Genomic DNA, 7,098 nt, shown 5'->3' on the forward strand with positions numbered 1-7,098 from the left:
GAAAAATTATGGCAATTTAAAAATTTTGATTTTAAAAACCAATCATCACTTGGGTAATAAATCACAAATAATGAATTATCTTTTATTGTATTGATAATCGGCGATGTCAGGTGTAGAGGAAGAGCGGGGCATCCCCAACTTCGACCTGCTCTACCATATTTTTTTATGAAATTTTCATCCATATACCAGCCGCCATGCATAACAATATAGCGATTTGATGCGTTATCATTAAAACCCCTGTCTAAGCCGTCTAATCGCAATGATAAGCCTTCACGGCCATAATAGGCTTGATCAGTTGTATAAACGCCAATGCTGCTGGCTTTACTGTCGTATTTGTTTGAAAAATAATTGGACAATAAGGTTCCTGATTTAATACCATGAGACACATAAGTATAAAATAGTAATTCCTTGCTATTTAAATCAAACACCCATAATCGCTTTTCGCTGGAAGGCAGAGAGTAATCAATAATCGTTAAAATGTTATTGTGTGCGACATTGTATTCTTTTGCACAGGTCAGCGTTGCCAGTACTTTATTAATAACCATTGTATTCAAACCAGGTGCTTTTTACGTAACATTTCTTCAATGTCGGTTTCGTTGAACGATTTGATAGTGGCTCTGGGAGCATATTTATTACTAACCATGGCCATCACGCCTTCAATGACATTGTTATTCCTGTTGCTTAATTCATTGGCTTGAGGAAGATTTGATATGGGTAAGGAGAAACAAGTCGTAGTGACTGCAAATAGCAGTAATAGCTTCTTTCTCATATTATTTCCTTGAGTTGGATTATTTAATTCTTATTTTTCCTATAAAATTAATATAGCCTATATTTGCATAAAGGATCGCCAAACATGACGTTACCTCCTTACGGAAGAGGACTGTTCACTTTTAGCTTGGTCATTTGTTGTTATAGCGATGTATTGAATATCAAGAAATATGAACTCAACGATAGGATGTTTAAGCAATGATTAATTAGGATAAAGGTGTCGGCTTGCTGCCATACTTGATTGCACTTTGGTGTTTAATCTCATCCTGCAGTAAGGTAGCCAAGTCGTGATAAATCGCTGTTTTTAGTAATTCCCATGTGTAAATAGGCTGTTCGATTTAGAGAAAGACGGTTTTTTATCATTATCGTTCTGCTGAGATTTTTTAGATGTTATCAAGCAATGAACAAGCACATTAAACTCTAGAAATTTAATTTCTTTCTGCACGCTGGCTTGGAAAGCTAAAAGAATGGCATTGGTATCTTCTTCTAAAAGAAAAGTAGAATCCTGAAAAAATAATGCATGACCTCTCACTATTTGATCAAGAGCGGTTACTAAAAATTTTATTTTATCAGCTAATTGGGGAATGCTATCAAAACTGTCTTGGTAAAGTGCCTGTTTATTGGTTTCTGCTTGATAATCATAGTTACCAGATAAATTACGATCGGCGGCATAATAAGGAGCGTTTTCTTGGCTTGAGGGAGTAGTTGAGTGGATTAAATAGATCGCCACACTCTTGGGAATCCTGCCTTGAATACCTGGATCATAAATTAGCTCCCCTTTTTTAATGAGATAGGATGTGCTGCCCCACCTACAAAAACAGGTAATATATCGTCTCTACAATAGTCTTGAATGAAATTAGCGAAGGCTTCATTTGTTTTAATGATTCTATCCGGGCTTCTTTGAAATTTTTCCATTTCCCTGAGGGTTTCCATGGGAATTTGGCCTTTGAGCTTGTAAAAAGGATTGCTAGCCTTGTGTTCTGCACCTAAAATGGGGATACCGTTATTGGTAACTGCCAAGAAAAAATGAAAGAATCAATTGTTTTTCTTGCATTGCTGCAACATGTTTTAAAGGATTATCCGAGCCTTTTTGCGCTTTGCCAAGTGCTTTTTTAAAGTCGGGATTTGCGTCTTGGGTAAGATGTTCGAAAATTAAAACCACTTTCTTTTTAGAGCGAGATAGCACATCCAAATTGGCAAGAATAGCCTCCCAGGTAGGACTGTCATCATGTGGAGTTAATCATTGTATAACCTGCTTTATTTAGCAATTTCTGCACGCAAATAATGACTATATTTTGAACATTTTTGTCAGAATATGCAAGCTTAAAAACATTACCCTAAGGCGATATTTCGGTTCACAAGAGACTTCTAATTTTTTTATGGTTAAATTCTATTGCTAAGACGATTCACTAAAAAAGGAAAAAAGGATGGATACACCAAAGGTTGGCGAATTTTGTTGGAATGAACTGGCTACACCGAATGTAAAGGCAGCAAAAGATTTCTATGGCAAAGTGCTTGGATGGGAGTTTACCGACCACGATATGGGAGATATGACTTACACCATGATTAAATGTGGTGGGGGTAAGGAGTTTGGTGGGATCTGGCAAATTCCTAATGACAAAAAAAATGAAATTCCACCACATTGGATGGGTTACATTTTAGTGGATGATGTTGACAGTATATTAACCAAAGCAAAAAATGCGGGCGCTACGGTAAAAATGCCTGTTACTTTGGCGGGGGATTTTGGTCGTTTTGCCATTATTGTTGATCCAACCGGTGCTCATATTGCTTTTTGGCAATCACTGAAATAATAAATTTATGTAAGACAGATAGACCAGCCCCAATGAGTTAAGAAGACTTTTTATCCCTCTGTCGGGATCTCTCAGCACATTAGGCTGGTATATCGATCAGGCGAATACGAATTCACAGATTCGCAAAATTTATTTTATTTTTTCAACGGTAATTGTCCAGCCAGGACCTGCGCCAATGTGGTGTTTTTTAGCAAAAGAATCTTGATTGGTCGCCAATGCCAAATTAAGCAAGCTATTTAAATAAAGTAAATCAGTGTCTTTTTTGGTTTCGCCAAAGGTATGACGTAAAGGCAGCACGCCAGAATACTGCTCGACTTTGTTATGATAAATTTTTACTCGATAAGGTTCATTGGCTTTAAGACCGAAGGTTTCCATCAGGTTTTTATCAATATTGGTCCAGACATTCCCGTACTGGGGATCCAGAATAACGATGGTTCCATGTAGAACATTGTTTTCGATAGTCGCTTTTTGGTAGGGCAGCTTGATAATTGGTTCTTTGAGGACAGGTCCAACTTCAGCGAATGAAATCTTGCCAGAAGCTAATTTTGCGGCGGTATAACCATAAACATCGCGGCCATAAAACGTATGGGAGGTTGTAGAACCTTTTAGGCGGTTTTTTGCTTCGTCGATGGTTCTTACTTCTTCTATACCGTAAGTGTCATCAAGCAGGGTGAGAGTGCCATTATCAGGAGTGACAAAATATTGACCATTTTTTGTCAAAGCGACAACCGATCGTCGTGCTGTACCCACTCCGGGATCAACGACACTAACGAATACAGTGCTTTTGGGCCAATAGGGGGCTGTCTGATAAAGGCGATAAGAGGCCTCCCAAATATTATAAGTTGGAATTTCATTGGTTAAATCCGAAACAATTAGAGAGCGATCGACAGAGTAGATAACTCCTTTTACTTCACTAACTGCACCATCTTTAATGCCAAAATCACTTTGGAAGACGACAATACCTGGTTCAGCCAACGCGGCAGATGTGAGCAAAAAAGTAGAACTAACGATTTAAAACCACGCACAATTATTTTGTTCATTTGAGAAGGCCTTCTATCAATGAGTGAAACAAAGTTGATTCCTAATACAGGTAAAAGTTCCATAATGAATTAGCCATAAATACTAACATCAGTGCCCACTTTCGCCAATTTTTTGTAATCTTTTTCACCAAAAATAGCTGATGGGTAAGTATAATATTTAAATTCAAGAAGGTTATTGCTGGGATCTTTCAGAAAAAGCTTTGGTGTTCAATTCTTGAGTTGGGGAAGCGTGTTTTAAGAGGAACTTCATAATTAATTTTTTGGTATTTATGCGTTGAATAAACGTATCAAATTCGCTTTTTCTGTAAAAATTAAACCAAAATGCCTTGGATAGATACTTGGTTGTGGCGGGAGTGGTTGATCAATTTTATGAGCCACAATTTGATGTGGGCCAAATTGAATAATCAAGGCATGTTCTGATTCTCGGCCTAGTCCAAAGCCGAGTTGTTCATGGTAAAAAATTTTGCCAGGTTAACGTCATGGATAGGAAAGGCAAGATGGAAGAGGGTATTCATCAGTGATTAATCCAAGTGAACTTAACGTATTTTAAACACAATATGAGGTTAGGCAGAACTATTTTTTAAATAAGAAGAGAAGGTTGCCAAAGCAGTAATGAGTACTATATCTTTTTTGTGCTTAGACTTCTTGCATAATCTGCGTTTTTGATTCTATTGCTGCGTTGCACTAAAAATAAAATACACTGGTTATGCAAGAAGTCTGTTTAACCAACGGCAAGGTGTTTTATGTTTTCAATCATTCAAGCCCAACCCCAACCCCAATACTTGGGAACTATTTATTCACTGATAAGGGAAATTGCCAAACATGAGGGAATTTTAGACAGGATTCAAATTACTGAGCAGCAATTGGGTCAATTGTTATTTGGTGCAAATCCCTATCATTTTGTTGCTGTTGCCAGGTGAAGTGGTTTGAGCGTTGGGAACAGTTGTATTAAGAAAGAACTATGGCGCGTTCACTATTTCTTTCATCTTCAATTTCAATAAGGAATGTTATTGCCCCTTATTGTCAATTGTTGCACAATCATGCTATTTTTTATTCTATTAGGTCTTTTCCTTGACCAATTAAATGGGAAGTGAGAAAAATATGGCTATTCAACAACAATTACTACAGAAAGCATTAAACGCATTAAAAAAGCAAGGTTGCTTACTGGCTCAGAAGGGGTAAAAAATCAAGCATTGTTGCTTGAAAACCAGAAACTCGAACAGATCTAGGAGATTGCTAACGTTCTAAATGTTTTAGAGCGGGTACGGATGCTTGCGAATTCCCAAGGCCAAGCAAACTACAAGCGTCTTATGCAAAATCTGGATCATGTTAAGGAAATTGCTGGTGGAATTGCCGCGCTTGAGCATGCCAGATTGCTTCGTGATCCGCAGGGGCAATTTTACTTTGAACTTCTCATTCAGCATAAAGAGCATGCATCAAGCCTCGCTGCGGGTATTGTCACGTTAACCAATGAGAAGCTTATTAAAGAATATTATGCTTTGCTTGTTGCACATCCCGAGCATGCTAAAGATCTCGCCAGTGCTATTGTCCCATTACACCGTGCAGGCCTTCTTAAGGGTGAGCAGGGTGCAGCAAATCTCGCTCTTCTAATAAAGCACAAAGAAAAAGCTGAAGTCGTTGCCCGAGCGTTGTACTGGTTACAAATAGAAGAGTACTGGTCAGACGGTGTAGAGCTTCGATTTTTAATACAAGCTAATTTTGATGCTCTTTTCCGCTATCCAGAATTTTTAGAAGAAATTGCACAAGAAGTAGAAGATCTTGCTATTAGCGGCTTGGTTGGAGGTGTAAGAGGAGGTTTTGTAGGCATTATTGATAGTAAGCGAGTAAAACGTGAACAAAGAGAGCAGGCTATTTTTGCTGCTTTGATGCCCCCGGTTGAAACAGTGGTTGCGCAAGGGTTCTTTAAACCTATGTTGTCTACCACACCTGCGCTGCCAGTAGCGCCGCTTGTTGGTTTGGTTTGTGAGTATTTACGTTAGGATTATCTCTTTGAAGTGTTAGTACACAACTCAGGGGTGCTGTGTACTGACCATTTGAATGAGGATTTTTTTACGGATTTAGAAAATCATGCGTCGCTAATTGATAGGTATTCAGAAAATCGTCTTGAATCACAACGGCTTTTTTATTTATCGCGGTTAAATCAGTAGTTTGTTTTAGAACGCCTGTGCGGTAATGCCAACCTTGTGGTAACTGTAGCTTAGAGCCCAATTGCGTTAAGCTGGCAGCAGTTTGTGGGGTCTTTTCAATGCTATAAGACTGCATCACAAAAACCCGGCCTTTAGGATCGATGAGTTCATAGACCGGTTTGCCAGCTTTATAGATCCAGGTTGTTTGACGATCAACAGTATGATCATGATAAGGTTTGGCGCTGCTTAAAATATCTGACAATCCCAACTGCAATACACCGGCCTCACGCATGGCAAGACCAGAAATTATTTTTTGTTGCGGATTCACCAATTGTGAGTTTTTCATGCCGTCGATTACCCAATACCGGGGACCATTGAGTTTTACATAGACAGCATGTGTTTCTGCTTTAACGGAATTAACTGATATTTTATTCCATAGTTTAGGTGGGCAATCATTCAATCCTATCGTATTGTAAACTTCCATTTTAAATAGGGTTGGAGATAAAAGAATTTCACAGTATCGATTACCGCGAAGGCCATCAATATGACCAGCATGCAAGAAGGCGGGTAGGCTAAATAGGACAGTTGCAAACAATTTTTTCCCCACGATTTCATTTAAGTTTTGCAACTTGGTTTTTAGGGAAAAAGGGCTATTCCTTGCTGTTAACATTTCTTATCTCCATAAGTATTTAAAGCAATTTTTGTAGTTCTCACTATAAATAGATAACAATTTTTTCAATTTTTTGCAAACCAGGAGCCATGCAATCCCTCGGGTACACGCCGCGGCAATTGAATGACTGCAATGGGAGCTGTCGAAATATCCAGCGCATCCAGAATCAAAAAATCACTTTTGTTTCGTTTGGAATCATAGGCAAAAAATACTAAATAGCCGTCATCTTCACTTTGTGCTTGTGGTTTAGGAGCAAATACTGCTTCACCAATCGAATATTGCTCACCAAAATCATGAACGGTTGATGTTTTTGATGCTAAATCGTATTTTACCAACCCATTGAAAGTTGATGGTTTTAGTTGGTTGTTTAAGCGAGTTGGTGCATAAATAAAACGGTAAGGTTTACTATTATAGTGATTGTTGATCGTAGGAAACTCAACGATATAGTCTGCAAGCGGTGAATCTTGTAAAGTTTTTGTGGTTAAATCAATTTCCATTCGATGCATTTGAGGTGGCGAACTCACAACATCGTTTTGTACACCAAAATTCAAGCGACTATGGTGAGCGTAATCAATAATGATTTTGTTTTCCTCTTCATAGGCGTTCGCAAAATGAAATACGAAAAAAGCATCTGTTGTCAGCCAAAGTGGCGATTTATCATT

General features: G+C 38.3%; 10 protein-coding genes and 1 pseudogene. 3 read left to right on the forward strand and 8 right to left on the reverse strand.

Features of this window, described 5'->3' with window-relative positions:
• The 5 genes and pseudogenes from BN58_RS23810 to BN58_RS09605 form a co-directional block, all read right to left on the reverse strand.
• A pseudogene (locus tag BN58_RS23810) lies at positions 1 to 554 on the reverse strand (murein L,D-transpeptidase catalytic domain family protein); the annotation flags it as partial.
• Positions 551 to 769 (reverse strand): hypothetical protein, encoded by a 219-nt coding sequence (locus BN58_RS37720; RefSeq protein ID WP_019216630.1) that lies wholly within the window; start codon positions 767 to 769, stop codon positions 551 to 553. The pseudogene BN58_RS23810 and the gene BN58_RS37720, both read right to left, overlap by 4 nt.
• Before the next feature lie 303 nt (positions 770 to 1,072).
• Entirely contained in the window at positions 1,073 to 1,498 is a 426-nt protein-coding gene (locus tag BN58_RS09595; protein ID WP_019216631.1) for a hypothetical protein, read from the reverse strand.
• Positions 1,499 to 1,536: 38 nt separating this feature from the next.
• On the reverse strand, positions 1,537 to 1,788 hold the full coding sequence (locus tag BN58_RS09600) for a hypothetical protein (RefSeq protein WP_019216632.1): 252 nt from the start codon (positions 1,786 to 1,788) through the stop codon (positions 1,537 to 1,539).
• Positions 1,772 to 1,960, reverse strand: a complete 189-nt coding sequence (locus BN58_RS09605; protein WP_019216633.1) for a hypothetical protein — start codon at positions 1,958 to 1,960, stop codon at positions 1,772 to 1,774. Before BN58_RS09605 ends, BN58_RS09600 begins: the two co-directional genes overlap by 17 nt.
• A gap of 235 nt (positions 1,961 to 2,195) precedes the next feature.
• Between BN58_RS09605 and BN58_RS09610 the strand changes: the two genes are divergently transcribed.
• Entirely contained in the window at positions 2,196 to 2,579 is a 384-nt protein-coding gene (locus tag BN58_RS09610; RefSeq protein WP_019216634.1) for a VOC family protein, read from the forward strand.
• Positions 2,580 to 2,708: 129 nt separating this feature from the next.
• Here the strand turns inward: BN58_RS09610 and BN58_RS09615 are convergent, their stop codons facing one another.
• Positions 2,709 to 3,572: an SAM hydrolase/SAM-dependent halogenase family protein gene (locus BN58_RS09615; protein ID WP_232220492.1), complete on the reverse strand. Its 864-nt coding sequence runs from the start codon at positions 3,570 to 3,572 to the stop codon at positions 2,709 to 2,711.
• A 790-nt stretch (positions 3,573 to 4,362) separates the two neighbouring features.
• Here BN58_RS09615 and BN58_RS30795 point away from each other — a divergent pair.
• Positions 4,363 to 4,539: a hypothetical protein gene (locus tag BN58_RS30795; protein WP_019216637.1), complete on the forward strand. Its 177-nt coding sequence runs from the start codon at positions 4,363 to 4,365 to the stop codon at positions 4,537 to 4,539.
• 348 nt (positions 4,540 to 4,887) lie between these two features.
• A complete protein-coding gene (locus BN58_RS09630) occupies positions 4,888 to 5,619 on the forward strand; it encodes a hypothetical protein (RefSeq protein WP_019216638.1) in 732 nt (243 codons plus the stop codon).
• Between the two features lie 70 nt (positions 5,620 to 5,689).
• Here BN58_RS09630 and BN58_RS09635 read toward each other — a convergent pair whose 3' ends face one another.
• Together BN58_RS09635 and BN58_RS09640 are read right to left on the reverse strand one after the other, a co-directional pair.
• Entirely contained in the window at positions 5,690 to 6,436 is a 747-nt protein-coding gene (locus tag BN58_RS09635; protein WP_019216639.1) for a YggN family protein, read from the reverse strand.
• A 65-nt stretch (positions 6,437 to 6,501) separates the two neighbouring features.
• A partial coding sequence (locus tag BN58_RS09640) for a carotenoid oxygenase family protein (protein ID WP_019216640.1) occupies positions 6,502 to 7,098 on the reverse strand: 597 nt, incomplete at its 5' end.

This window comes from Legionella tunisiensis, assembly GCF_000308315.1.
Lineage (GTDB): Bacteria > Pseudomonadota > Gammaproteobacteria > Legionellales > Legionellaceae > Tatlockia > Tatlockia tunisiensis.

What these genes read in the sequence shown, in the direction of transcription:
- BN58_RS09630 (WP_019216638.1), top strand. Translation starts at nt 4,888, where the DNA reads ATGCTTGCGAATTCCCAAGGCCAAGCAAACTACAAGCGTCTTATGCAA.
- BN58_RS37720 (WP_019216630.1), bottom strand. Translation starts at nt 769, where the DNA reads ATGAGAAAGAAGCTATTACTGCTATTTGCAGTCACTACGACTTGTTTC.
- BN58_RS30795 (WP_019216637.1), top strand. Translation starts at nt 4,363, where the DNA reads ATGTTTTCAATCATTCAAGCCCAACCCCAACCCCAATACTTGGGAACT.
- BN58_RS09610 (WP_019216634.1), top strand. Translation starts at nt 2,196, where the DNA reads ATGGATACACCAAAGGTTGGCGAATTTTGTTGGAATGAACTGGCTACA.
- BN58_RS09635 (WP_019216639.1), bottom strand. Translation starts at nt 6,436, where the DNA reads ATGTTAACAGCAAGGAATAGCCCTTTTTCCCTAAAAACCAAGTTGCAA.